The 23981-nt window shown below is 72.1% G+C and carries 25 protein-coding genes; 10 read left to right on the forward strand and 15 right to left on the reverse strand.

The window, feature by feature from the left end; genetic code table 11:
* Positions 1–18: 18 nt before the first annotated feature.
* Together ABGB14_RS00555 and ABGB14_RS00560 are read left to right on the forward strand one after the other, a co-directional pair.
* Positions 19–1545: a glycoside hydrolase family 3 N-terminal domain-containing protein gene (locus tag ABGB14_RS00555; RefSeq protein WP_347641502.1), complete on the forward strand. Its 1527-nt coding sequence runs from the start codon at positions 19–21 to the stop codon at positions 1543–1545.
* Between the two features lie 4 nt (positions 1546–1549).
* Positions 1550–2221: a pentapeptide repeat-containing protein gene (locus ABGB14_RS00560; protein WP_347641503.1), complete on the forward strand. Its 672-nt coding sequence runs from the start codon at positions 1550–1552 to the stop codon at positions 2219–2221.
* A gap of 91 nt (positions 2222–2312) precedes the next feature.
* On the opposite strand, the gene ABGB14_RS00565 is transcribed toward ABGB14_RS00560, so the two are convergent.
* From ABGB14_RS00565 to ABGB14_RS00580, 4 genes are read right to left on the reverse strand one after another with little or no spacing between them, the layout of a single operon-like run.
* Positions 2313–3341: a nitronate monooxygenase gene (locus ABGB14_RS00565; RefSeq protein ID WP_347641504.1), complete on the reverse strand. Its 1029-nt coding sequence runs from the start codon at positions 3339–3341 to the stop codon at positions 2313–2315.
* Complete coding sequence (locus ABGB14_RS00570; RefSeq protein ID WP_347641505.1) at positions 3338–4060, reverse strand: CoA-transferase; 723 nt, start codon at positions 4058–4060, stop codon at positions 3338–3340. Before ABGB14_RS00570 ends, ABGB14_RS00565 begins: the two co-directional genes overlap by 4 nt.
* Positions 4050–4850, reverse strand: a complete 801-nt coding sequence (locus tag ABGB14_RS00575) for a CoA-transferase (protein ID WP_347641506.1) — start codon at positions 4848–4850, stop codon at positions 4050–4052. The genes ABGB14_RS00570 and ABGB14_RS00575 overlap by 11 nt, the downstream gene beginning before the upstream one ends.
* A complete protein-coding gene (locus ABGB14_RS00580; RefSeq protein ID WP_347641507.1) occupies positions 4847–5575 on the reverse strand; it encodes an enoyl-CoA hydratase family protein in 729 nt (242 codons plus the stop codon). Before ABGB14_RS00580 ends, ABGB14_RS00575 begins: the two co-directional genes overlap by 4 nt.
* A gap of 47 nt (positions 5576–5622) precedes the next feature.
* On the opposite strand from ABGB14_RS00580, the gene ABGB14_RS00585 reads away from it, so the two are divergent.
* Positions 5623–6474: an SDR family oxidoreductase gene (locus ABGB14_RS00585; RefSeq protein WP_347641508.1), complete on the forward strand. Its 852-nt coding sequence runs from the start codon at positions 5623–5625 to the stop codon at positions 6472–6474.
* Between the two features lie 22 nt (positions 6475–6496).
* Here ABGB14_RS00585 and ABGB14_RS00590 read toward each other — a convergent pair whose 3' ends face one another.
* The gene (locus ABGB14_RS00590; RefSeq protein ID WP_347641509.1) at positions 6497–6820 is read right to left on the reverse strand and encodes a sigma-70 family RNA polymerase sigma factor; all 324 of its coding nucleotides are present in this window, start codon (positions 6818–6820) and stop codon (positions 6497–6499) included.
* Between the two features lie 193 nt (positions 6821–7013).
* On the opposite strand from ABGB14_RS00590, the gene ABGB14_RS00595 reads away from it, so the two are divergent.
* A complete protein-coding gene (locus ABGB14_RS00595) occupies positions 7014–7295 on the forward strand; it encodes a hypothetical protein (RefSeq protein ID WP_347641510.1) in 282 nt (93 codons plus the stop codon).
* A gap of 54 nt (positions 7296–7349) precedes the next feature.
* Positions 7350–7607 carry a hypothetical protein gene (locus tag ABGB14_RS00600; protein WP_132507351.1) on the forward strand — a complete coding sequence of 86 codons (258 nt, stop codon included), beginning with the start codon at positions 7350–7352 and terminating at the stop codon, positions 7605–7607.
* A 133-nt stretch (positions 7608–7740) separates the two neighbouring features.
* Here ABGB14_RS00600 and ABGB14_RS00605 read toward each other — a convergent pair whose 3' ends face one another.
* The 5 genes from ABGB14_RS00605 to ABGB14_RS00625 all read right to left on the reverse strand — a co-directional run bounded on the left by ABGB14_RS00605 (position 7741) and on the right by ABGB14_RS00625 (position 12516).
* A complete protein-coding gene (locus tag ABGB14_RS00605) occupies positions 7741–8472 on the reverse strand; it encodes an SDR family oxidoreductase (protein WP_347641511.1) in 732 nt (243 codons plus the stop codon).
* A 62-nt stretch (positions 8473–8534) separates the two neighbouring features.
* Positions 8535–9830: a DUF2252 domain-containing protein gene (locus tag ABGB14_RS00610; protein ID WP_347641512.1), complete on the reverse strand. Its 1296-nt coding sequence runs from the start codon at positions 9828–9830 to the stop codon at positions 8535–8537.
* Between the two features lie 82 nt (positions 9831–9912).
* A complete protein-coding gene (locus tag ABGB14_RS00615) occupies positions 9913–10686 on the reverse strand; it encodes an SDR family oxidoreductase (RefSeq protein ID WP_347641513.1) in 774 nt (257 codons plus the stop codon).
* Between the two features lie 95 nt (positions 10687–10781).
* On the reverse strand, positions 10782–11930 hold the full coding sequence (locus ABGB14_RS00620) for an acyl-CoA dehydrogenase family protein (RefSeq protein WP_347641514.1): 1149 nt from the start codon (positions 11928–11930) through the stop codon (positions 10782–10784).
* Positions 11917–12516: a flavin reductase family protein gene (locus ABGB14_RS00625; protein ID WP_347641515.1), complete on the reverse strand. Its 600-nt coding sequence runs from the start codon at positions 12514–12516 to the stop codon at positions 11917–11919. The genes ABGB14_RS00620 and ABGB14_RS00625 overlap by 14 nt, the downstream gene beginning before the upstream one ends.
* Positions 12517–12656: 140 nt before the next feature.
* Between ABGB14_RS00625 and ABGB14_RS00630 the strand changes: the two genes are divergently transcribed.
* The 5 genes from ABGB14_RS00630 (at position 12657) to ABGB14_RS00650 (ending at position 17592) form a co-directional block, all read left to right on the forward strand.
* A complete protein-coding gene (locus tag ABGB14_RS00630) occupies positions 12657–13826 on the forward strand; it encodes an acetyl-CoA acetyltransferase (RefSeq protein ID WP_347641516.1) in 1170 nt (389 codons plus the stop codon).
* Positions 13826–14221 (forward strand): OB-fold domain-containing protein, encoded by a 396-nt coding sequence (locus tag ABGB14_RS00635; RefSeq protein ID WP_347641517.1) that lies wholly within the window; start codon positions 13826–13828, stop codon positions 14219–14221. Before ABGB14_RS00630 ends, ABGB14_RS00635 begins: the two co-directional genes overlap by 1 nt.
* A gap of 949 nt (positions 14222–15170) precedes the next feature.
* Positions 15171–15893, forward strand: a complete 723-nt coding sequence (locus ABGB14_RS00640; RefSeq protein WP_347643101.1) for a GntR family transcriptional regulator — start codon at positions 15171–15173, stop codon at positions 15891–15893.
* A 200-nt stretch (positions 15894–16093) separates the two neighbouring features.
* Positions 16094–16696 (forward strand): GNAT family N-acetyltransferase, encoded by a 603-nt coding sequence (locus tag ABGB14_RS00645; RefSeq protein ID WP_347641518.1) that lies wholly within the window; start codon positions 16094–16096, stop codon positions 16694–16696.
* A gap of 215 nt (positions 16697–16911) precedes the next feature.
* The gene (locus ABGB14_RS00650) at positions 16912–17592 is read left to right on the forward strand and encodes a copper homeostasis protein CutC (protein WP_347641519.1); all 681 of its coding nucleotides are present in this window, start codon (positions 16912–16914) and stop codon (positions 17590–17592) included.
* Positions 17593–17602: 10 nt separating this feature from the next.
* Here the strand turns inward: ABGB14_RS00650 and ABGB14_RS00655 are convergent, their stop codons facing one another.
* From ABGB14_RS00655 to ABGB14_RS00675, 5 genes are all read right to left on the reverse strand, one after another.
* On the reverse strand, positions 17603–18745 hold the full coding sequence (locus ABGB14_RS00655; protein WP_347641520.1) for an aldolase: 1143 nt from the start codon (positions 18743–18745) through the stop codon (positions 17603–17605).
* Positions 18729–20030, reverse strand: a complete 1302-nt coding sequence (locus ABGB14_RS00660; RefSeq protein ID WP_347641521.1) for an FAD-dependent oxidoreductase — start codon at positions 20028–20030, stop codon at positions 18729–18731. The genes ABGB14_RS00655 and ABGB14_RS00660 overlap by 17 nt, the downstream gene beginning before the upstream one ends.
* 238 nt (positions 20031–20268) lie before the next feature.
* A complete protein-coding gene (locus tag ABGB14_RS00665; RefSeq protein WP_347641522.1) occupies positions 20269–21801 on the reverse strand; it encodes an AMP-binding protein in 1533 nt (510 codons plus the stop codon).
* A 23-nt stretch (positions 21802–21824) separates the two neighbouring features.
* Positions 21825–22898 (reverse strand): hypothetical protein, encoded by a 1074-nt coding sequence (locus ABGB14_RS00670; RefSeq protein WP_347641523.1) that lies wholly within the window; start codon positions 22896–22898, stop codon positions 21825–21827.
* Positions 22895–23962 (reverse strand): LLM class flavin-dependent oxidoreductase, encoded by a 1068-nt coding sequence (locus tag ABGB14_RS00675; RefSeq protein WP_347641524.1) that lies wholly within the window; start codon positions 23960–23962, stop codon positions 22895–22897. Before ABGB14_RS00675 ends, ABGB14_RS00670 begins: the two co-directional genes overlap by 4 nt.
* Positions 23963–23981 lie beyond the last annotated feature (19 nt).

Raw genomic sequence — 23981 nt, forward strand, 5'->3', positions numbered from 1 at the left:
CCTATTAGATTGCGGGTCATGCCCATGAGCGGTGACCTGCTGCGCCTTGCCGACGCCGTCCTGTTCCCCGGTTTCACCGGACACGAGCCACCCGACTGGCTCCGCCGCCGGCTCGGCGAAGGGCTGGCCGGGGTTGCGCTGTTCTCGCGCAACATCGCCGATCCTGCCCAGGTGGCCCGGCTGACCGCCGCCCTGCGCGCGGAGAACCCCTCGGTGCTCGTCGGCGTCGACGAGGAGTCAGGCGAGGTCACCCGGCTGGAGGCGGCCACCGGCAGCAGCCGCCCCGGAGCGTACGCGCTCGGCGTGGTCGACGACGTGGCCATGACCGAGACCCTGGCCGCGGACGTCGGCGCCGACCTGGCCCGCGCGGGCATCTCGATCGACTTCGCCCCCTCCGCCGACGTGAACTCCAACCCGGACAACCCGGTCATCGGCCTGCGCTCCTTCGGCGCCGACCCCGCGCTGGTCTCCCGGCATGCCAGGGCGTTCGTCCGTGGCCTGCAGTCCGCCGGGGTGGCCGCCTGCGTCAAACACTTCCCCGGCCACGGGGACACCACGGTCGACTCCCACCACGGCGTGCCCGAGATGGCCGCGGACGGCGTCGAGGACGCGCTGCTGCCGTTCGCCGACGCCGTCAGGGAGGGCGTCAGGGCGGTCATGACGGGCCACCTCCTCGTGCCCTCGTACGACGGCGAACTGCCCGCCACGCTCAGCCCCAAGGTGCTCACCGGGCTGCTGCGCGAGGAGCTGGGATTCCAAGGGATGATCATCACGGACGCCATCGAGATGGCCGCGGTGACGGCGGCGTACGGGATCGGCGGCGCGTCGGTCCGGGCCATCGCCGCCGGGGCCGACGCGATCTGCGTCGGCGGCGAGCACGCCGACGAGGCCACCGCCACGGGGATCCGCGACGCGATCGCCGCCGCGGTGACCCAGGGACTGCTGCCCGAGGACCGGCTGGCCGACGCCGCTCGCAGGGTCCGCGAGCTGGCGGCATGGACCGCGTCCTCGGGCAGCCCGGCGGGGGCCGGGGGCGAGGGCGGCGCGGGATCCGGCGCGCACGCCCACGCCGCGAACGACGGCGGCGCCGGGCTGGTGGCGGCCCGGCGGGCCGTCAGGGTCGTGCGGCGCTCCACCGAGCCGGAGCTGCCGCTGGCCGCGGCCCCGCACGTGGTGGAGCTGGCGCCGGAGATGAACCTGGCCATCGACCGGCACACCCCCTGGGGCGTGGGCGAGCCGCTGGCCGGGCTGCTGCCCGGCACCGCGGTCACGCGCATGACCGCGGGAGAGGCGGCCGGTCCCGCACTGGAGCGGCTGCTCGCCGCGGCGGCCGGCCGCCCGCTGGTCGTGGTGGCCCGGGACGCGCACCGCCACCCGTGGCAGGAGGAGGCGCTGAGGCACCTGCTGAGCGCCCGCAAGGACGCCGTGGTGGTCGAGATGGGCCTGCCCGCCCGCTCGGACCTCGGAGCCGTGCACATCGCCACGTACGGCTCCGCCCGGGTCTGCGGCCAGGCCGCCGCGGAGATCCTGGCCGGTAGTCTCTGAGACCGTGAACTTCGACGGCGAGGACCTCTCCCGCAAGGCGCTGTCCGAACGGCTCGATCCCGAAGAGAGCCACGTCTTCCGCGGATGCGACCTCACGGAGACCGACCTGTGGGGCGCCTCCCTGGCCGGGGCCCGCTTCGAGTCGTGCGTGCTGGATCAGACCGACTTCCGCAAGGCCGACCTCGACGGGGCGGTCTTCACCGGCGGGGGCGGGATGCGCACCCGCTTCAACGACGCCGACCTCATCGACGTGGCGTTCACCGACGTCGACCTGTCCTCGGCCCAGTTCGGCGGCGCGCTGCTCACCGACGTGTCGTTCACCGGCTGCCGCATGATCGGCGCCGCGCTGACCGCCTCGCGCGGCACCGGCTTCACGGTCACCCGCTCCAACCTGACGCTGGCCAACCTCGGGGGCTGCTCGCTGCGCGGCGAGCACATCGAGGGGGTCCGCTTCGACGACGCCGACCTGTCGGGCTGCGACTTCACCGAGGCCACGCTCAGCGACTGCCGCCTCATCGGCACGCGCCTGCTGGACACCACGTTCACGAAGGCCGACCTGCGGGGCGCCGACCTGGGTCAGCCCGACGACGCCAAGCTCCGGGCGTTCGCGGGCGCCGTCATCAACCAGGCGCAGGCCAACGCCATCCTCGCCGCCCGCGGCATCACGGTCCTCTGACCTCGCCGGGACGGAGGGCCGCACCGGATATCCGCCCGGGCGGGCTCAGCGCGTCGCCGGGCCGGCCATGGCGCGGTCTCGGCCGACGGGCTCAGCGCTCCGGCAGGCGGGCCAGAGTGGCCTCGGCCTCGGCCATGACGCGCTCGATCAGTTCCCGGCATGACGGCAGGTCCCCGATGACGCCCACCACCTGCCCGGACGCCATCACCCCGAGATCCGCCCGCCCGTCCACCATGGCCGCCCGCAGCAGCACCGGCGTGTTGGCCGCCTGCAGCACCTGGGCCCAGGTCAGCTCCCTGCCCCGCCGCATCCGCCGCCCTTCGCGTATCAGCCCGGCCCACGACAGCCCCGACAACCGCCGGAACCTGGCTCCGTTCACCACCGCCCGCACCAGCCGCGACCGTTCCAGCGAGGTCACGAACGGCGTCCGCAACACCCGGTGCGGAACCCCGTCCACCCTGGTGGTCACCACGGTCTCCCGCGCCGCCAGGTAGAGCTTCTTGACCTCGTCCGGCACGGGGGAGTCGCTGGTCAGCAGGAACCGGGTGCCCATGGCGATCCCGCAGGCGCCGTACGCCAGCGCCGCCACCAGCCCGCGCCCGTCGAAGAAGCCGCCGGCGGCGATCACCGGGATGTCCACGGCGTCCACGACCTGGGGCAGCAGCAGCGTCGTGGCGAGCGGCCCCGTGTGGCCGCCGCCCTCGCCTCCCTGCACGATCACCGCGTCGGCGCCCCACCCGGCCACCTTCTCCGCGTGCCGGAGCGCCCCGACCGACGGGATCGTCACCACGCCCGCGTCCTTGAGCCGGGCGATCAGCTCCCGCCTGGGCGCCATGGCGAACGACGCCACCCGCACGCCCTCGCGGACCATCACCCCGACCCGCTCGGCGGCGTCGCCCGCGTCGGAGCGGATGTTGACCCCGAACGGCGCGTCCGTGCGCTCCTTCACCCGCCTGATCGCGGCGGTCATCTCGGGCACGGACATGGTCGCCGCCCCGATCACGCCCAGCCCGCCCGCCCGGGAGGTGGCCGCCGCCAGCCGGGCGCCGGCGACGTACCCCATGCCGGCCTGCACGATCGGATGCCGGCAGCCGGTCAGCGAGGTCAGGGCGGTCCTCACGCGGCGACCTCCCGGTCGCGCGAGCGCGCGGGGTCGAGCCGGTCCAGGACGAGCAGCTCCTCCTCGGACGGTTCCCGCGTTCGCGGCACGTCCCGGGGAAGGTCGAGTGCGAACCCGGTCGCCGCCACCACCTCGTCCACGCTCACCCCCGGATGCACGGACACCAGCCGCATCGAGCCGTCAGGGGCGCCGAAGTCCAGGACGGCCAGGTTCGTCACCACCCGCCGCAGCCCGAACGCCCCTCGGTCCGTGCCGAGCCCGCTGACCATGTCCACCTCGGGCACGAACACGCGGGGGGAGTGCCGGGGGATCCAGTAGCTCGTCGGGTCGCACCGCGTATTGCCCGGCGCGCCCCGCACGCCCAGCAACTGCGCCTTGGGCCGGGCCCAGTCGCCGATGCAGGAGATGTTCGTGTTGCCGTACCGGTCGATCTGGCTCGCCCCGAGCATGACGTGGCGGCGGCCGTTCAGCACCAGCCACAGATGCTCGCGGAACGGCAGCCACCCCTCCACCACCTCCGGCGCCTCGCCCAGCGCGGGCACGTCGCCGGTGAGCAGGCAGGTGCCGTCGTGCGTGAGCAGGCCCGGCTCGAACGTCAGCCGCGCCAGCCGCGCCGCCAGCACCGTGACCGGCCCGCCGATCCCGGCCGCCAGGATCTCCCCGTCGCCCCTGAACGCCTCCGCGCACGCGACCACGCACACGTCAGCCCTACCGTTCATGGGGCCGCTCATGGGGTCGCTCATCCCATTCCTCCCAGGGCGTTTCCGCGTAGCGCCGCTGGAGCGCCTCGTCACGCCCGTAGTCGGGCTCGCACGAGGTGAACCCGGCCCCGCCGGGCGCCACCACGACGCCCGTCACCATCGACCGGCTGATCAGCAACGACTGCAGCGGACCCTCCTTGAGGAGGTCGTCCACCACCCGCTCGCACGAGACGTAACAGCGCGCGGCAGCCTTGGCGTAGAGGTCGTCGAGGTACGGATCCGGACCCAGGTACTGCGCGTTGCCCCGCGCGTCCGCCCGGTTCACGTGCACCAGCGCCACGTCCATCGTCAGCGCCGGGACCGCGACCAGTTCCTCCCCGTCCGCGTACGGTGACCGGACCGTCCGCAACTCCAGGTTGACCCGCATCACGTCCGACCCCAGCCCTGCCCGCGTCGGCAGGAACGGCAGCCGGTGCGCCGCCGCCAGCAGCCCGAACATGAACATGCCCTCGTCGTACTCGGTGAACGCGATCGTCCCCGTCTGCCTGGCCCGGCGGAAGTGCGGCTCCAGCGGGATGGAGTCGAGCGTGACGAACGGGGCCACGACCCTGCGCGCCTTCCCCGCCGCGCAGAGCATGCCGACGTCGGGGCCGCCGTACGAGATGAGCGTGAGGTCGCGGACGGGGGAGCGGAGGATCGCGCGTACGAGGGCCATCGGCTTGCGGCGCGAACCCCAGCCGCCGATCCCGACCGTCATGCCGCTCTCCACCGAAGCGGCGACCTCCTCGGCCGTCATCACCTTCGTCATGCGAACCGCTCCCTGTGCCGCTCGCCCGCGCCCATCAGGTTCAGCTCGAAGGTGAAGCCCTGCTCGAAGCGGTAGCTGCGGTTGACGTCCACCGGGTCGATGCCGTTGAGCGACTCCTTGGCGCAGCGGATGACGTACGGGTCCTTCACGGCGATCTGTTCCGCCACCTGGGCCGCCGCGTCGCGCAGCCGGTCGCGCGGCACCACCTCCAGCACCGAGCCGAACGCGTGCAGCTCGGCCGCCGTGACGTTCCTGCACGTGTAGACCATGGCCCGCATCAGGTGCGGCGGCACGAGCCTGGCGAGGTGCGTGGCCGCGCCCAGCGCGCCCCGGTCGACCTCGGGCAGGCCGAAGTAGGCGTCGTCGCTCGCCACCACCACGTCGGCGTTGCCCGCCAGCCCGACGCCGCCGCCCAGGCAGTGCCCGTGGACGGCTGCGACCACCGGCACCGCGCACGCGTAGACCGCCGCGAACGCCGCATGACACGCCCGGTTGACCGCGACCAGCCGCGCGTGCCCGTCGGCGTCCCGCAGCTCCTTGATGTCGACTCCGGCGTTGAACCCGCGCCCCTCCGCACGCAGCACGACCACCCTGGTGCCCGGATCGCAGCCGGCCGTCCGTACGGCCTCGGCCAGTTCCTCCCAGGCCCGTACGGCCAGCGCGTTCACCGGCGGCACGTCCACGACGACCTCGGCGACCGGCCCGGTCCGCAGCGTGATCCCCAACCCGACTCCCTGTTTTCACCTAACGCTTGCTTGGTACGGTAGCACCCGTGACCGTGACTTACGACCACACGGGCAGGACCGTCCTGGTGACGGGCGGCACCAGGGGCATCGGCGCCGCCATCGCCAGGGCCTTCCACGACGCGGGCGCCACCGTCACCATCTGCGCCCGCACCCCACCCGCCGAAACGCCCACCCACCCCCGTGAGATCCGGTTCGTCCAGGCCGACGTGCGCGACCCCGAGGACGTCGACCGGCTCGTCTCCGGCTTCGACCGGCTCGACGTGGTGGTCAACAACGCGGGCGGGTCGCCGAACGCGCCGGTGGACGGCACCTCGCCGCGCCTGCACGCCCGCGTCATCGAGCTCAACCTGACGGCCCCGCTGCTCGTGTCGCAGCGCGCGTACCCGCTGCTCGCCGCCTCGTGCGGCGCGATCGTGATGATCGGCAGCGTCAGCGGCAGCCGCCCCTCGCCCGGCACCGCCGCGTACGGCGCCGCCAAGGCGGGCCTGCACCACCTGGCCCTGGCCCGCTGCCTGGCCGCCGAGTGGGCGCCACGCGTACGGGTCAACACGATCGTCGTCGGCCTGGCCGCCACGACCGGCGCCACCCCTCACTACGACCCCCGCCAGGGCGGCCCGGCGACCGACGGCCATGTCCCGGTGCGGGAGGGCGGGCCGGCGGGCACGGTTCCGCTGATCGCCGGCGCGCCGGGGCCCGATGAGACGGGCGCCGGACGGATCGGGGCGACCATCCCGGCGGGCCGGATGGCGGCGCCCGGCGACGTGGCCCAGGTGTGCCTGTGGCTGGCGGCGCCCGGCTACGTGACCGGCGCCGAGGTGCGGGTGGACGGCGGCGGCGAGACCCCGGCCTGGCGCCACCTGACCGCGAGATCCCGCTGAGCTCACCGGCGGGAGCCAGGGCTCATCGGTACGCCTCCTCGGGGGTCAGCGCGCGCAGCTTCGACAGCGCGTAGTGGGTCTGGCTCTTCACGGTGCCGATGGAGACGCCCATGAGCTGTGCCGTCTCGCGTTCGGTGCGGTCCTCGAAGAAGCGCAGCACGATGACCGCCCGCTGCTTCGGCGTGAGCTGGGCGAGCGCGTGGCGCAGGGCCAGGCGGTGCCTCGTCGTGTGACTGCCCGATCTCGGGCGGTTCGGCTCCCGTGAGGGGCGCCGGGTTGGAAGCGTCAGCGCAGCGCGTACGGGTCGTGAGGCGGTGTCGAAGCGGGCCGGACCCCCGCGGGTCACCGGCGCCTCGTGGCCGCGTCATGGCCGAACAAAGTTCTGATCACTCAGAGCTACTCATCGGCAACGTACGGTTATATGCTCGCACTGGCCTTGATCCGCTGAGGTCAACAAAGGTCAATGGGGCTGGTGGTGCGCCTTCGGGCCCACGGCGTCCGCTGCCTCCGGCGACTTCCATACCGGTGAAGGAGCAGAAGTGATCAAAAGGGTGTGCGCCGCGGCCGCGGTGTCGGCGGTCGCCGGCGGGCTGCTGTTCGCCGTCCCCGCTCACGCCGATGACGTGGCCGGGCCCTGGGATGGGCGCTCCTGGGCGGCCAACTGGAGCCGTAACAGCGACTCGACCCAGTCCGGCAACAACTTCGCCGACGTCTTCGCCACCAACCGCGGCCAGGACCACTCGACGAACGTCAACAACGTCAACGGCATAGCCCCGACCGCCACCAACGGCGGCATCACGGTGATCTACATCTTCGACTGACCGGCTGACGTCCGACCAACCCGAACAGTGACCCGAACAGTGAAAGGACCTCACATGAAGAAGCTCTGCGTGTCCGGCATCGTCGTCGCCGCCGCGACCGGGATGGCCCTCATGTCGGCCCCCGCGTTCGCCGACACCAACGCCGGCAACGCAAGCCGCAACCGCAACGCCATCCAGTCGGGCAACAACTTCGGCAACGTCGTCAACAGCAACGTGAGCGGTCGCGGCGCGACCGGGGTCAACAACGTCAACGGCGTCGCCGTGACCGCGACCCACGGTGGCGACGTGGCCATCGACGACGTGCTCGACTAGTCCAGAGCCACGGCGCCGCGATCCGCCAGAACGCGCGCGCCACGAGCCCCGGGCCAGGCCGGACCCGCCGGGAAGGTGCTCGCCGCCGTCCCCGCACCCTTCCCAGTGACGGGGCCGGCCTGGCCCGGCTCTTTCAGCAGGAGATCCCGCCGTCCACCGGGATGACCGTTCCCGTCAGATACGCGCCCGCCCGCGACGACAGATAGATGGCCGCGCCCGCCATGTCCTCGGGGCGCCCGATGCGGCCCAGGGGCACGCTGGAGGCGATGCTCTCGCGGGTCTCGGGGTCGTTCAGGGCGAAGGCCATCATCTTGGAGTCGAACGGCCCGGGTGCGATGGCGTTGACCGTGATGTGCTCCACGGCCAGGTGCCTGGCCAGGTGTCGGGTGAGCATGTGTACGGCCGACTTCGTCGAGGAATAGGCATAGCTCGGCAGCGCCGGCACCCTGATCCCGTCGATCGAGCCCACGTTGATCACGCGCGCCGGGTCGTCCGCGCTCGCCGCCTCCCTGAGCCTCGGCAGGAACCGCTGGGTCAGGTAGAAGACCCCCTTGACGTTGATGTTCCAGAGCTTGTCGAAGGCGTGCTCCGGATATTCCTCCAGCGGCGCCCCCCAGGTGGCGCCCGCGTTGTTGACCAGCACGTGCAGCGGCCCGTCCACCGCCGACACCAGTGACTCCAGCCCTTCGGGCGTGGACAGGTCGGCCGGCACCGCGACGCAGCCCAGCTCGGCCGCCGTCTTCTCGACCTCGGCCGTCTTCCGGGCGGATATGTAGACGGACGCCCCCGCCTCCACGAACCCGGCGGCGATCATGCGCCCGATGCCGCGCGATCCGCCCGTGACGACGACTGTCTTGCCTTCCACCGAGAACAGAGTCATGTTCCGGAAGCATGCCATACCGAACGGTCGGTTGCTAGCTGCCGGTTTCAGACGCCGGGGAGCCGGCCGTTGCGGAACAGGTCGACGAACTTCTGGTGGTCCTCGCGGGCCTGGGCCCCGTACCGATGGGCGAAATCCACCAGCATGCCGATAAATCCGGACCTGTCGCTGCCGATCACGTCCACGATCGCCTCCTCCGTCGAGAAGTCGACGAGGTCGTGGCTGGACTCGTCGTCGGCCACCGAGTGCATGCGCGCCACCGCCCGTCCCAGGTCCTGGACGATCGAGCGCAGCTCGGCCGGTTCGTTCACGTCGTCCCAGTCCAGGTCCGCCGAGTACGGGGACACCTCCGCCACGAGCTGCCCCACCCCGTTGAGCGTGGTGTACCCGAGCCAGGGATCGGCGTAGTCCTGCAACGCCCGCTGGGACTCGGCCGTACGGTGCCCCTGGTGCTTGAAGTACGCCGACACCTTCTCGTCGGCGACGTGCCGCGCCACGGCGGGCGCCGCCGCCTGCTTCATGTAGAGGATCACGTCGTTCTCCAGCGCCTGCGACCGCCCTTCGAGCAGCAGGTTGTACGACGGCAGCCCCGCCGACCCGATGCCCACGCCCTTGCGCAGCGCCACGTCCTTGATCACCTGTTCGACCGGGTCCACCCGCACCGGCAGCGTGGTCAGGTAGTCGACGAACGCGCCCAGCACGGCCTGCCGGGTCGCCGCGTCCACCGGCTCCCGCCCGTCCACGAGCACGAAGCGCCGGTCATAGCCGTCGATCACGGTCTCGGCGTCCAGCAGCGCCACCCGCGTGCGCAGCCGGGCCGTCTGCAGCACGCGGTGCAGCACGCCGGTGGTGGTGTCCAGAGTGAGCGAGCCGATCGCGTCGTCGCCGTCCGCCGCGATGGCGGTCAGCTCGACCAGGTACGCCCCGGCGAAGTCGGTCACGAGCATGCTGATCGAGTCGTCGGACAGCGCCTTGGCGTACCCGAGCAGGGCCACGCTGGCGGCGAACCGCTTGAGGTCCCAGACGTAGGGGCCCACGTACGCCTCGTCGAAGTCGTTGACGTTGAAGACGAGCACCCCGGAGGCGTTCATGTACGTGCCGAAGTTCTCCGCGTGCAGGTCGCCGTGGATCCACACCCTGCTGGTCGGCCCGTCGAGGAAGGAGCCGTCCGCGTACTCGCCGGTCATGTCGGCGTAGAACAGGCAGGCACTGCCCCGGTAGAAGGCGAACGGCGAAGCCGCCATCTTCCGAAATTTCCGCCTGAACGCCGCAGGATCTGTCGTGATCGACTCGCCGAACTCCGTCATGAGGACATCGAGCAGGAACGAAGAGCGTGTGCCCATAGTGGGGACAGTAGGTCGCGACGCCCCTCCCGCCTACCCTGATCTTTCCCTGACCATCAGGGTCGCGTCCCTCGCACGAGAGTCACGGGTGTTGTGCGGAGACCGAGACCACCTCGCCCGTCATGTACGACGAGTAGTCGCTGGCCAGGAAGACGATCACGTTGGCCACCTCCCACGGCTCCGCCGACCGGCCGAACGCCTCCTTGGCCGCCAGCTCCGCCAGCAACTCCTCCCCGGTCACCTTCGCCAGATGCGGGTGGACCGCCAGCGACGGCGCCACGGCGTTCACCCGTACCCCGTGCTCGGCCGCCTCCAGGGCGACGCACCGGGTCAGGGCCATCACGCCGGCCTTGGCCGCCGCGTAGTGCGCCTGGCCCGGCTGGGCCCGCCAGCCGAGCACCGAGGCGTTGTTGACGATGACGCCCGAGCCCTGCGCGGTCATCTGCCTGAGCGCGGCCCTCGTGCAGCGCATGGTGCCGGTCAGGGTGACGTCGACGACCGTGTGCCACTGCTCGTCGGTCATCTCCGCGAGCGGGGCCGTGCCGCCGAGCCCGGCGTTGTTCACGACCACGTCCAGCCTGCCGTGCGCCTCGACGGCCGCGTCGAACAGCGCCAGCACCTGCGCCTCGGAGGTCACGTCGCACGGAACGGCCAGCGGCGTGACGCCGACGAGGTCGGTCAGCGCGTCGGCGGCGGCGGCCAGGCGGCGCTCGTGCCGGTCGGAGACGACGACCGTCGCGCCCTCCTCGGCGCAGCGCCTGGCCGTCGCGTATCCGATGCCGGCTCCCGCGGCCGCCGTGACCAGCGTCACCTTGCCGTCGAGCAGTCCGTGCGCCTTGGGGTAGGGCTGGGGCATGAGCAGTCCAATCAGCGGGCCAATCAGCGGGCCGATCAGCGGGCCGATCAGCGGGCCGATCAGCGGGCCGATCAGCGGGCCGATCAGCGGGCCGATCAGCGGGGGAGTCCGAGCGTGCGCTCGGCGATGATGTTCCGCTGGATCTCGCTGGATCCGGCATAGATCGTGTCCGCGCGGCTGAACAGGTAGAGGCGCTGCAGCTCGTTGAGCCCGCCGTCGGCCACCAGGCCGGCCCTGCCCTGTACGGCCTGCGCCAGCTCGCCCAGCCTGCGGTGCCACTCCGACCAGTAGAGCTTGGCGATCGACACCTCGGCGCCGGAGCCGGGGCGGAGCATCCTGAGCGCGTTGAGGCGCATGATCTCCAGCTCCAGCCACGATCTGACGAGCCGGTCGCGCAGCACGGGATCGTCCGCCGCGCCCGTCCGCCCGGCCGTCGCGATCACCTCGGCCAGCTCGCGCCGGAAGCCGATCTGCTGCCCGAGCGTGGACGCGCCCCGCTCGTAGCCGAGGGTGGCCATCGCCACCCGCCAGCCGTCGCCGGGCGCGCCGAGGACGTTGCCCGCCGCCGTCCGTGCCCCGTCGAAGAACACCTCGTTGAACTCGGACGTCCCGGTCAGCTGGACGATCGGCCGGACGACGACCCCGGGCTGGTCCATGGGGACGAGCAGGTACGACAGTCCGTTATGCCGCCGCGAGCCCTCCTCCGTACGGCACAGGGCGAAGCACCAGTCGGCCACGTGGGCCAGCGAGGTCCACACCTTCTGGCCGGTGACCACCCACGTGCCGCCTTCCAAGCGGGCCCTGGTCTGGACGTTGGCCAGGTCGGATCCGGCCTCCGGCTCGGAGTAGCCCTGGCACCACAACTCCTCACCGCGCTGGATCGGCGGGAGGAAGCGCTCCTTCTGCTCGCCGGTGCCGAACTCGAGGATGGTCGGGCCGATCAGCCCCTCGCCGATGTGGCCGACCCTGGCGGGGGCCCGCGCCCTGGCGTACTCCTCGTGGAAGGCCACCTGGTCCTCCAGGGAGGCGGCGCGGCCGCCGTACCGACGGGGCCAGCCGAGGCAGGTCCAGCCGGCCCTGCCGAGGTGGCGCTCCCACGCCAGCCGCTCCTCGTGCCTCTCGTGCTCGCGTCCCGGGCCGCCCAGCCCGCGCACATGGGCGAACTCGCCGCTCAGCGCCTCCTCCAGCCAGGCCCGCGCCTGCTCGCGAAAGCCGCCCGGCGTCCGCGGGTCAGGCAGGCGCAACGAAGCCGCCGTAGCCGCCGCGGAAGAACACCAGCGGGCCGCCGTCCGCGTGGGTGTCGAGCTGGAGCACCCGGGCCACCACGATCATGTGGTCGCCCGCCAGGTGCTCGGTCTCGACGGCGCAGTCGATCCAGGCCAGCGCGCCGTCGAGCACGGGGTTGCCGCCGGGGGAGCCGGTCCACGTCAGGCCGGCGAACTTGTCGCCGCCCTTGGCCGCCAGCTGGGCGCACACGGACTGCTGGTGCTCGGCCAGCACGTTCACCGTGACGACCTTGGCGCCGCGCACCCTGGGCCAGCTCGTGCTGGTGTGCGCGACGCAGAACGCCACGAGGGGCGGATCGAGCGAGACCGAGGTGAAGGAGTTGGCCGCCAGGCCACAGGGCTCCTCGCTGACCGGCTCGACCGCCGTGATGGCCACCACGCCGGTCGCGAACCTGCCGAGCACCTGGCGGAAGCGGAGGGTGTCGAGGTGGCCTTGTGAGGGGCCGGGCGGCATGGCGGCTCCGTTGCGGACTCTGCGCTGATGGGGCGTCGGAAGGCCGCGACAGCCGTCCGGCGCGATGAGCCGGGCAGCGTGTGTGCTCATGATCCGCCTCCTCGTCCACCGGGTGCGCCTAATATTACCAAGCGCTTGCTTGGACGGTAGGGTGAACCCGGGAACAGTGTCAAGCCGGGCCACGGGAGGTGCGTTGACATGGGTGAAACGTCCTGTCTAACGTGACGGATGTGCCCAAGCGCTTGCTTGCTTTCTCTGATCTGACCGCGATCGCCGGGGTCGGCTACACCCCCTTCACCAAGAACTCGGGCGTCAGCACCCTGACGCTGGCCTGCCGTGCCGTGCTGGCCGCCCTGGAGGACGCCGGGCTGCCCGTGGACCAGGTGGACGGCCTGGCCACGCACCGTGTGGGAGACTCGGCCCCGCCGACCCTGGTCGGCCCCGCCCTCGGACTGGCGGACCTGGCCTGGCACCTGGACCAGTTCGGCGGGGGCAGCGTCTCGCACGCGGTCGTCGGCCAGGCGGCGCTGGCGGTCGCGACGGGCATGGCCGAGACGGTCGTCTGCTACCGGGCCGTCAACGCCCGTTCGGAGTTCCGTATGGGCGGCACGGGCCGGGGCGTGCCGGTGAGCCCGGAGGTGCAGTACCAGGCCCCGTACGGCTATGTCGCGCCACCGCAGCAGTACGCCATGTACGCCCGCGCCCACATGTTGAAATATGGGACAAAAGCCGAGCACTTCGGGCAGCTGGCCGTCATCCAGCGCGCGAACGCCGCCCGGAACCCCCGCGCCCTGATGCGCACCCCCATCACCCTGGACGACTACCTGGCGAGCCGGTGGATCGCCGAGCCGTTCCGCCTCCTGGACTGCTGCCTGGAGACGGACGGCGCCTGCGCCGTCGTCGTCACCACCGCCGAACGCGCCCGAGCCCTGCGCCGCCCTCCCGTGCTGATCTCCGCTACGGCCTGGGGCGGCGGCACCACCCACCTTTCGGGCCCCGGCGCCGACCCCACGGTGACCGCGGCCGCCGCCCTCGCCCCACGCCTGTACGCGCAGGCCCGTCTCGGGCCCGGCGACATCGACGTGGCCGAGCTGTACGACTGCTTCACGTACTCGGTGATCGTCCAGCTGGAGGACTACGGCTTCTGCGGCAAGGGCGAGGGCGGGCCGTACGTCGCCTCGGGCGCCACCGCGGCCGGCGGCCCGCTTCCGGTCAACACACACGGCGGTTTCCTGTCCGAGGGCTACGTGCACGGCATGAACCACATCGCCGAGGCGGTCTCCCAGCTGAGGGGCGACGCCGGCGAGCGCCAGGTGCCGGGCGCGGAGGTGGCGCTGTCCACGGCCCAGCCCGGCTACGTCCTTCCGGCCACCTCGGCCCTGATCCTGCGGAGGGCGTGATGGCGGGGTACCGGCCGGAGCCCGACCGGGATTCCCGGGAGTGGTGGGAGCGGGTCGGCAGGCGGGAGTTCGCGGTGCAGGTGTGCGACACCTGCGGCACGGCCCGCTTCCCGGCCAGGGCGTTCTGCGCGCGATGCCGTACGGAGGGCGCGCACTGGCGGGAGGTGGCGCCGGAGGGAACGGTGGAGAGCTGGATCGTCAACCACCAGCCCTTCGTGCCCGGCCTGCGGGAGCCGTACGTGGTGGTGATGGTCAGGCTGGTGGCGGTCCCCGGCTGCTTCGTGTACGGGAACTGGCGCGGCCGGCGGCCGCCGGAGCATGGCGAGCGGGTCACGGCTTCCTACACCCGGGTCGACGCGGACCTGACCCTGGTCGACTGGCGGCCAGAGCCCTAGACGATCGTCGGTCGCGGCGCAAGGTCTCGCGCTGGTCGATCTTGCGTCGCACATTCGATTGGTACCGGAAAACCCCACCAGCCCCGCCTTTCCCAAGCGGCTCACGGGTCCGGCCCCGAGGGTTGATGATGATGCGGTAGGCGTCGACGCGGACGGCTCGGTGGTGGCTGGCGTGAGAGGTTCTGGCGTGGTGACGGGCGCGACCGTGAGGTCGTGGGTCGTGATCCTGCCCGCCGGTGAGCCTGCCTTCGCGCCTGCCCGCGCCTGGCCGTGTCCGCCCAGCCTGGCCCGGGCGCCGCCTGACCGGAGCGAGCCTCGCAACGGGAGAAGAGGCTGCAGCCGGTCGAATTCCCGGGCAACTGGTCGGTCCTCGGAGGAAAACGCGTCCTGGCGGGCGTGGGGGACCCGCCAGGACGCGCTTCCTGCCCCGTGTGCGACGGCGCCAGGACTCCGGCGAGGGATGGAGTCCTAGGCCGTTAGTTCACACACGGAGTCGGTGGGGAGGGAGAAGGTTTGCGCTGCCGGCGACATGCGGCGATGTCTTGAGCTGGGTCAATCGGGTCATCGTCGGGGTGCGTGACGGGGGCGCCACCCTCCTCATTCCAGACAAAGGTTCCGTCTTCGCACCACACGGTCAGCTCAGTCAACGTCGATTGCACGGAGGTGCCATTGCTCTGGTAGGTGTGGGTGGACCCCTGGCGACACAACACGTAACGCAGTAAACGTGTTGTGTCGCGAGAGGCATGCCAGCGCGGGTATGGCATATCCGTGCGGTCCGGCAACACTGGCCTTCACCTCCTCACCGGCCTATAGATGGATTTGTACCAACGAATGGATGATGGGCCGGGCGAGGGGGTTTGGTCAAGGGGTTGTGGCCTGCTAGAACCAGATCGTCTAAATTGTTGGAACAAAAGGGGTGAAAGTGGCAAGGTCGGTGCTGTATCAGCAGGTGGCTTCGGAGTTGAGACGAGCCATCTACTCGGGTGTCCTCGGCCCCGGGGCGCAGCTGCCGACCGAGGCGCAGCTCATGGAAGACCATGGGGTGAGCAGGAACACCGTCAGGCTGGCCCTCGGCGAACTCGTCAACGAAGGGCTGGTCACGCGCACGCCGCGGCGCGGGACGGTGGTCCGGGACCGCAGACCGCTGCTGATCTATCCGCAGCGGGAGCTGGAGCCGCAACCCAGTGGGGAACTTCGGGAAGCCTTCGCCTACGCCGTGGCGCAGGAGGGCCGTGCCCCGAGCCAGTACATCGAGGTCCTGACGGTGTCTCCAGTCGAGGAGATCGCCAGCAGGCTGGAGTTGGCCGACGGGGAATTGGCGGTGGTGAGACGCCGTCTGCGGTTCGTGGACGGCCAGCCGTACAACACCAACGATTCCTACTTTCCACGTGATCTCGTCGCCGACTCCGAGATCGCCAGGCCCGGAGACATCGCGCGAGGGGCGAACCGGGTGCTGGAAGAGCTGGGGCATGCGCAGATACGCGTCGTCGACGACATCTGGGCCCGCATGCCCAACCAGGAGGAAGCCGAGCGCCTCCAGCTCGAACTCGGCACGCCAGTCATGGTCTATGTCCGCGTTGGTTTCGACGGGGCCGACATGCCCGTGCGTGTCGCGGTGTCGGTGCTGCCCGCCGACAAACATCTGATCAGATACGAGCTCGATCGCCGCTGAAGAGCTCGTTCGAAGGGGTGATCCCGCCGGCCGGGCGCAGCGAGAATTAGCCGCCTCGCTGGCCTCGGGGAGTCGTGCATACTCCCCCAAATCGCCATTTATCCATATATATCGGGTTAAGGCCCTTTTCGGCCACCGCGCACCATCGCGTCATCACGCTTTGTGCCAGCGCGGGCACCCGACGCAACGGGAGTTGTATTATGCACACGAACACGCTGCTTCATCCGCTCGCGCTCCGGCGCGCGGAACCCGCGGACCTTCCCGGCGTACTCACTCTCCTGGCGGACACCGCCGAGTGGCTCCATACGCAGGGTCTCAGGCAGTGGCCCCGCGGGGGTTTCGGTCCCGAGCGGATCGAACCGCTCATCGAGGAGCGGGTGCTCTTCCTGCTCGACGACGAGCTCAGATATCTCGACCCCGACGAAGCGGCACCACCGGTTGCCACCATAGCCCTCGACGACCACGCCGACCCGGAATTCTGGACACCCGCCGACGATCCGGGCGCGGCACTCTACATCCACAAGCTCGCCGTCGCCCGGCCGTGGTCGGGCAGCGGTCTCGGTGACGCCCTGCTCGACTGGGCCGGAGCCGCGGCCTGCTCCGCGGGGCTGCCCTGGCTGCGGCTCGACTGCGCCAAGGGCAATCCGCGCCTGCAGCGCTACTACCGCACCCGGGGGTTTCGGCACGTCCGTACGGTGGACCTGCCGCACCGGTCCTCCGGGGCCCTTTTCCAGCGCCCCTCGCTGGACCTTCCGGCCACGGCCTTCCGTGACCTGACGATGGCGGAGCTGATCAGCGCCTGACACTCCTGGCCCGGCCCCCGCGCGGGGGCCGGGCCCGCGTGTACGCCCCGTGGACCGGCGGACGCCGCCCGCCCGCGACCCCACCCGCAGCCCGCCGGTGCGCGGCCCCGCAGGAGGGCTCTCAGGCGGGCGGAGAGGCACTGTGAGGGTGTCATCCTGCCGCCTTTTGGGCTATGGCGGCAGAAGGGTGCAGAGCACCATATAGCCTCTCCTGCATGACCGGATCCCTGCTCGAGGTGATCGCGCTCAACGTGCGCGACGCCGTGGCCGCCGAACAGGGCGGAGCCGACCGGCTTGAGGTCGTCGCCGACATGGCGGCCGACGGGCTGACCCCCTCCCCGGAGACCGTGGCCGCGATCGCCGCGGAATGCCCCCTCCCCCAGATGGTGATGCTCCGGCGCGACGCCGGCTTCGCCGCCGACGCCGACGCGCTCGACCGGCTGGCCCGCGACGCCAAAGCACTGGCGCAGGCGGGGGCGGCGGGGTTCGTGTTCGGTTTCCTGGACGGGGCCGGCGCGGTCGACCTGGCGGCCACCGAGGCGCTCATCCACGCCGTCTCCCCGCTGCCCTGGACGTTCCACCGAGCCGTCGACCACGCCGCCGACGTGCAGGCGTCGTGGCGGGCCGTGCGGTTACTCCCCAACCTGGCCACCGTGCTCACCTCGGGCTCTCCCACGGGCGTGGGGAGCGGGCTGCCCGTGCTGAAGGCACGCGCCGGGGCGGGCGACGGCTCGATCATCCTGGCCGGTGGCGGCCTGCGGCCGGCGTACGTGCCCTCCCTGCTCGACTACGGCATCCGCGCCTTCCACGTCGGATCGGCGGTGCGGGCGAGCTGGTCGGACCCGGTCGAGTGGCGCCTGGTACGCCAGTGGCGCGCCCTGGTCGAACGCGACTGAGCCGCGGCCTTCACGGAAGGGTCAGGTCGGCGCGGCGGAGGGCGGCCGCGAGCGTGCGGATCGTGGCGGGCTCGTCCATGACGCCTCCGCCCGCCTGCCGCTGCTCCTCCCACGCGCTGACCCGCTCCCGGTAGGAGTCGTAGCGGGCCAGGTGGAAGGCGTAGACGGCGGCGAACCTGCTCACCAGGTGTGACGGGTGCATGTCCCAGCCCTGGTAGAAGCCGTGCCGCAACGAGTGCCTGACGAGCTCGGCGTGCCGGCGCCACAGCGCGTGCACGTCCTCCTTCCCGCCGGAGGCCGGCGAGGCGGCCAGCGAGCCGTCGGACAACTCCACCCCCGTGCCGGCGAACGCCGTCTGCATCACGTGCCTGGCGTGGTCGCAGGCCGGATGGTCGAGCCGCTGCTCGTGCGGCGGCAACCCGATGGCCGCCGTGTAGTCGAAGACCCCGAAATGCGCCGCCGCCAGCCGGCCGTCCAGCGACTCGGGCAGGTCACCGCGCAGGAAGTGCAGCGTCTGCGGCGCCTCCACCTGTATCTCGAACCGCAGCCGCGTCCCGAGCCCGCTCTCCAGCCGCGCCAGCACCCCGGCGAACTGCCCGAGGTAGGCCTCCATCAGCACCTTGGGGAAGGTCACCACGAACCCGCCGGGCAGTTCCCCGGCCCGCGCGACCACCCCCGTGACGAACCCGTCGAGCGTGCGCGCCGACCGCTCGGGGTCGCCGTCGGCGAACGACTTCACCCGCAGCCCCCACCGCCGCGGCAGCGCCCCGGCGGCGTGCAGCGCGGCCACCGCCTCGGCCGCCTGCTCCACGTGCCCGTCCTCGACCCCGTCAGGGCGTACGCCGTAGCCGTCCTCGAAGTCGACGCGCACGTCCTCGACGGGCGCGGACGCCAGCTTGCGCACCAGCCGCTCGTGCACGGCCGGCGCCAGCCCGCCGGGCACGCCGAACACCTCGGCCAGCTCGCCCGGGCCGGCCAGATGGGCCTCGACCAGGGACGCCGCCTGGTCGCCCCACGCCGAGACCGTGCCGGCCGTGAACCGGTCGGCGGGGACGTAGACGGTGTGGACGGGCTGCCACTCCAGCTCGCCGGCGGGATAGCGGGCCAGCTGGACCGTGTACGCCTGCGCGAAACCCCTAAGGCCGGCACGCACGGAGCATGGCCTCCAAGCCCACGAGCTTGACGCGCTCGCCCCTGCCGAGCGACCTGGCCAGCTCGGCCTCGGCCCGCTCGATCGCCAGCCACTCCTCGTACGTCACCGGCCGCACCCCGCGCTCGGCCAGCAGCGCGTCGACGGAGCCGCGGTGAGCCCGCTCGTGTCCCGCGAGGTCGGCGAGGAGCGTGCGCACGGTCTCCGCGGCGTCGGACTTGTTGGTGCCGATCACCCCGGTGGGCCCGCGTTTGAGCCAGCCGGCCACGTATTCGCGCTCGCGCACCCGGCCGGCCTCGTGCGGCACGGTCATGGTCGCCTCGGAGAACGGCACCCCGGGCAGCGGCACGCTCTGGTAGCCCACGGAACGCAGCACCATGCCGACGGGCAGCGTCTCGAACTCGCCCGTGCCGACCACGCGGCCCTCGTCCGACAGCCGGGTGCGTTCGAGCGTGATGCCCTCGACCCGCTCGGTGCCGAGGATCTCCACGGGCCGCAGCCAGAAGCGCACGTCGAGGCGGCGCGGCCGGCCCACCGGCTCGCGCCCGGCCCACGACTGCAGGACCTTGATGTTGCCCTGGACCTGGCGCGGGAAGTCGCCGCCCAGCACGACCGCCTCCTCCGGGCGGACGCAGACGTCGGCGTTGGCCAGCTCGCCGAGCTCGCGCAGCTCCTTCAGGGTGAACTTGGCGTGCTCGGGGCCACGGCGGCCGATCATGTGGATGGCCTTGACCTGGCTGTGCTGGAGGCGTTCGAGCACGTCATGGGGTACGTCGGTCGAGCGCAGCTCGTCGGACGTCTTGGCCAGCACCCTGACGACGTCGACGGCCACGTTGCCGACGCCGATCACCGCGACCTCGGAGGTGTCGAGCGTGAACCTGCCGGAGTCGACGTCGGGATGGCCGCAGTACCAGTTGACGAAGTCGGTCGCCGCCACGCTGCCCGGCAGGTCCTCACCGGGGATGCCGAGCTTCCTGTCGACCATCGCGCCCGTGCAGTAGACCACCGCGTCGTAGACGCCGAGCAGGTCCTCGACGGAAAGGTGCTCGCCCAGCGTGACGCCGCCGAGGAAGCGCACCTCCGGGAGTTCCAGCACCCTGCGCAGGTAGTTGGCGATCGACTTGATCGACGTGTGGTCGGGCGCGACGCCGTACCTGACCAGCCCGTACGGGGTCGGCAGGCGTTCGAGCACGTCGACATGGACAGGCTCTGACGACTGCTTGACCAGGGCCTCCGCCGTGTAGATCCCGGCGGGACCCGACCCGATGACCGCCACGTGCAACGTCACGCTGCCTCCTAAGACCCGGTCGCACGAGACATGTGTCCCCTTAAGTACAACCGGCCGGTGTGATCGATGTATCCCCGATCGCCGACCCGGATGAACGCGGCCGGTGAACGGCGCACAACCGGGCAGTGCCGGCGTGACCGCTCGTCCGGACCGCATATTCAGGCCGTTTCTCAGGCCGTTCTTTTCAGGCGCCGAGCCCACCGTAACCCGCCCGTCCCCTCCAGGGGACCCCTGAGGCTCACGGCAGCCGGTCGCGCAGGGCCTGTTTGTCGATCTTGCCGTTGGCGTTGGCGGGCAGGGCGTCGACCACGATGACGCGTCTGGGCACCTTGTGGCCGGACATGTTGTCCCTCGCCCAGGCGAGCAGGGCCTCGGGGTCGGGCGTCACGCCCGGCCGCGCGACCACGTACGCCAGGCCGGCCTCGCCCGCCACCGGGTCGGGCACGCCGATGACCGCGGCCTGCGCCAGCGAGCCCTCGCGCAGCAGCAGCGACTCGACCTCGGCAGGGGAGACGTTGAACCCGTTGACGATGTAGAGCTCCTTCTTGCGGTCCACGATGGCCAGGTTGCCGGCCTCGTCGAGCACGCCGACGTCGCCGGTGCGCAGCCAGCCGCCGGCGTCGACGGCCTCGGCCGTCCTGGCGGGCTCGTTCCAGTAGCCGCGCATCACGCCGTAGCCGCGCTGCAGGATCTCGCCGCGCTCGCCGGGAGCGACCTCCTCGCCGTCATCGTCGACGATCTTGACCTCGATGCCGGGCACGGGCCTGCCCGTGGTGTTCGCGATCACGTCGATGGGGTCGCCGGCCCTGGTCATGGAGACGACCGTGCCCTCCATCAGCCCGTACGCGTTGATCATCCGCTCGAGCCCGACCCGCTCGACCATCCTGGTGATCAGGGCGGACGGCACGGCGGCGGCCCCGCAGATGGCCACCCGCAGCGACGACACGTCCCACGAACCCCGGTCCAGCTCGTCGAGCAGCCGGTGGAACAGCGTGGGCGGGCCGGCGAGCACGCTCGCCCGCTCGGACGAGATCAGCGACATCAGGGCGTCGGGGGTGAAGAGCGGGACCGGCACCATCGTGGACCGGCGCAGCACGCACGCGACGAGCCCGGCGTTCAGCCCGAACCCGTGGCTGAACGGGGCGATCACCGGGTAGCGGTCGTGCTCGTCCAGGGTGACGATCTCGGACCAGTCCCAGTAGCCGCGCAGGATCTGGGCGTGGTCGAGCATGACGCCCTTGGGCGCGCCGGTGGTGCCCGAGGTCGACATGATCTCGCACAGGTCGTCGGGGCGGACGGCGAGCGCCCGGTCCTCGGCCTCCCCGGCGGAGACCTCCGCGCCCAGCGCCCGTAATCCGCCCGCCTCGGCGCTGACGACCCGCGGGCCGGGAAGCGGCGGCAGGAGGCCGGCGAGCGGGGCGTCCGCCGGGCCCGTGCCCGTGATCAGGACCTTCGCGCCCGTCTTCTCGATGAGCTGGGCCGCCTCGATGCCCTTGTACCGGGACGAGAGGGGCACGACGACCGCGCCCGCGTCCCAGATCCCGAAGGCGTGCGCCACCCAGGACGCCGAGTTCACCCCCCACATCGCCACCCGGTCCCCCGGGCCGACTCCCAGGGCGATCAGGCCGCGGGCGATCCCGGCCGCCGCGGCCCGCAACCCGGACAACGTCACGCCGGCGCCGCCCCCGGCGACCACGGTGACGCCGGGGTGGCGCCCGGCCTGGTCGCGCAGCATGCGGGGGAGCGTCCCCCAGTCCGGCATCGGTGCCATCGGCTCGCGCCTCCCGTCGCCTCTCAGGTGATGAGCGCCCGGTCCCTGCCGAGGTGGTGGCCGCGCAGGTCGGTCACCGTCGCGGGGAAGGGCGCCTCCGAGACGTTCCCGGCGATCTCCACGGCGATCGAGACGGGGGTCAGCGCCCGGAGTGCCTGCTCGATCCGCGAGCGCCACATGGGGTTGCCCACCAGGCTCTCGCGGGTGAACGTCACCGTCAGCGCCGCCGCGTCCAGCGTCCCCGGGCGGCTGATCGCCAGCTCCCAGCCCGCCACGCCGTCGATCGTCACCAGCGCCTTCTCGACGCGGGGCAGGGCCAGCCACACGCCCCTCACGAGGACGTGCTCGCCGGCCGTATGGGCGGGGGCGGGGACGCCGGGACCGTGCTGAGGACCGGTCCTGACCACCAGCCCGGTCCTCAGCACGGCGTCGCCGAACGTCGCGTGGCCGCGAGGGGTGAGGACGAGCTCGGCCAGCGGGCCGGGCGGCGCGGACCGGTCGTCCTTGGTCAGGGGAGCCGGGGCGATCAGGCCGCCGGCGAGCGGCGTGAGCGGGTCGTCCTCGGCCGCGCGCCAGGCCAGGGCCGTGCCGCCGAACGGGCTCGCCAGCACCTCCGTGACGCGTGCCCCGAACTCGCCCGCCAGATGGCCGATCGTGCGCTTCGAGGCGATCTCGCCGGTGAGCACGATGGTCCTGAGGCCCAGGTCCAGCGGGTCCAGCAGGAACTCCAGGTGCAGGCGGGCCAGGAGGTCCATCGCCCCCGTGGGGGTGATGACCAGCGTGGTGGCCCTCAGCGCGGACAGCGTGTGGTGCAGCCGCATCCGGCCGCGCGGCCCGGTGCAGGCGGCGGCCGCGGCCACGTCGGCCGCCGCGGCGCTCCACAGCGCGCCCGCCGGCTCCGCCAGGGCCACCACGACGCGGTCGCGCTCGCCCACCCCCGCCGCGCGCAGCGCCGCGCCGGTCAGCGCGGACGCCGCCGCGCGGTCGTCCGGCCCCATCGGCAGGACGCTCGACGCGTCGGGGGAGACGAGGAGCAGGCCGGTGGCGGAGTGCCCGGCGGCCCCGAGGTCGTCACGGGTCAGCCAGGGACGGGTCACCGCGCCACCTCGGTCATGAACAGCGTCATCGCGTCGCACACCCGGTCGTGCGCCAGGCCGCCGACCTGCGCCTGGATGATGAGGTCGGTGGCGCCCGCCCCGGCGATCCTGGCCAGGGCCTTGCGCGAGCCCGCCACGTCGTCCACCACCACCATCAGGTTCTCGCGCAGGGTGGCCATCGCCTCCTCCGGGGGCAGCCCGGCCGCCAGCTGGCCCAGCACGCGGTGCGTGGCGTGGCGGGCGTCGTAGTAGCCGGGCGGGGTGACGAGGTTGACCTGGCGGCGGATGTACCACAGCACGGCGTCGGCGGCCGTGGCGGTCGCCTCTTCGCGGGTGGGGGCGACGTACCAGGGGATCATCAGGGCGACGCGCCGGCTCGCCGGGTCGAAGCCGCTCTCGGCCAGGCAACTGCGATATCTCGTGATGTCGGCGGCCACGTCGTCGATGCCCTTGAGCATGGTCATGCCGAGCAGGTTGTACCCGTTCCGCGCCGCCGCCAGATAACCCTCCAGCGACGTGGAGGCCACCCACACCGGTGGATGCGGCTGCTGAGCCGGCCGGGGGTAGACGGCCACGTCGGGGATCTCGAAGAAGTCGTTCGACCTGCTGACCGGCGCGCCGTCGGCCTGCCAGATCGCCAGCGTCGCCTCCAGCGAGTCCTCCCAGATCCGCCGCGACTGCTCGAACGGCCGCTGGAACGCCTGGTACTCCAGCGGCGAGGCGCCCCGTCCCGTGCCGAACTCCACCCGCCCGCCGCTGAGCACGTCCAGCGTGGCGACGCGCTCGGCCGTGCGGATCGGGGACTGGAACGGCAGGAGCACCACGCCGAGCCCCAGTCGGATGCGTTCGGTGCGCTGGGAGACGGCGGCGAGGACCAGGTCGGGGGCGGAGGAGTGGGAGAAGCCCCTGGTGAAGTGGTGCTCCACGAACCACGCGGTGTCGTACCCCAGCCGATCGCCCAGCACGACCTGCTGGATCACGTTCCTGAACGCCTGTTGTTCGACGTCGCGGGTGCGACCGCGGACCTCCAGTTCGTATCCCAGGCTGATCCGTAGGGACGTCATCGCGCCTCCGGCAAGGTTG

The organism is Nonomuraea sp. B10E15, from assembly GCF_039871615.1.
In the GTDB taxonomy this organism is placed as follows: Bacteria; Actinomycetota; Actinomycetes; order Streptosporangiales; family Streptosporangiaceae; genus Nonomuraea.